Annotated in this window: 1 protein-coding gene; it reads right to left on the reverse strand. The window is 31.8% G+C overall.

The annotated features are described in order from the left end of the window. Positions 1–32: 32 nt before the first annotated feature. Positions 33–1,253, reverse strand: coding sequence for an IS4 family transposase (locus ABMQ40_RS16580; RefSeq protein ID WP_370901610.1), 1,221 nt, complete (start codon positions 1,251–1,253; stop codon positions 33–35). Between the last annotated feature and the right edge of the window lie 135 nt (positions 1,254–1,388).

A 1,388-nucleotide genomic window follows, 5' to 3' on the forward strand; every position in this document is an offset into this window, starting at 1 on the left:
CTAGTCATGGTCGGAAGAAATTCCGGCCATTTTTATGTTTTGAAAAGTAAGTTTGGATTTCCACCAGAAAGAGTGATCATAAGAGCTATAGCAAGTTCTCTTATTTCTATTGTCAATCGTCTTTTAGCCGTTTTGTAACCAAGATTATTGGCTTTTTTGTAAATGAGAATCAGCATAGCTACAATTAAAGTCATATAAATCATTACTTCAATTCCATTTTTATTGAGAGAAACCAAATGACTTACATTGAGTTCTTGTTTGATAAATCTGAAAAACACCTCTATATCCCATCTAGCCTTGTAATAATCAGCAACTTCTTTTGCCGTTAGCTCAAAATCATTGGTGAGAAACCAAAATTCTTTTCCTGGCTGTTTTTTATCTTTTGCAATAACGATCCTGAAGGGAGTTTCAATTTTTTGCTCTTTGTAATGTTTATTTCCTTTTTTATTGTTGATAGGGGTATTTCCATAAAGCTGAACCACGCTATCTTTTACCAATACGAGCTCTCCAAGATCCAGATTTTGATTTTCTGTTATCAGGGATTTTATTTCTTCATGTTTTCTGTTTTCATTGGATCTGATAACAAACATTATAGAATTTTCATTGAAACTCTTCATCATTCTGCCAGACTTTACTCCTCTGTCTATTAAATAAATGTTACGATGTGCAGGATCTTTTTTAACTTGTTTCAATACAATCTCGGGAAGTGCATAGTCCTCACCGCTATAGCTTTGAGAATTAAATATTTCAATATCCGAAGGAAGGATGCCATCAAAGGAAACACTGTATTTTATATATTTTTTTCCATTTCTTTGATCAATGCCTTCCTTAAGTCTTCCCGATGCTTCACTAACTATAGTACTGTCAACTCTTATCAGATTATATTTATTAATCTCTGTCGGACTATAATATTCGGCAAATCGATTGTAAATACATTCAAATATTTTCTGAAAATAGCCAGAGTCAATTCTTGATAATCGTTCAGAAATAGAACTTCTTCTAACTGTTTCAGATTCATCAAGATTAAAAAGAGCTTTAAAAACAGAACCATTGAAAGTATCTTCCAATGTTCTTTGGCTAAGTTTTTCGTTATCAAGAATAGCATAGAGAAGCAGATAGAATACTTTTTTTCCGTGAAGCGTTTTTGAATAATAATCCACTTTGGTGGTGGATGAAAGATGAGTTAGTAAGGCTTCAGGAATGTATTGTAATAGATTGTTAGCTGAGATTTTGTGATCTTTAAAAACTGACATAAATTATTGATTATCAGTATTAAAGATACGAAAAATAAATTAAAAAACACAATATAACACACTGTAAATCAACAACTTGCTCTCAAGTTTTTAATAAAAAAGTCGGAAGAAAAAATCTTCCGACCACGACTACTC

This window comes from Chryseobacterium gossypii (assembly GCF_041361455.1).
GTDB classification, from domain to species: Bacteria; Bacteroidota; Bacteroidia; order Flavobacteriales; family Weeksellaceae; genus Chryseobacterium; species Chryseobacterium gossypii.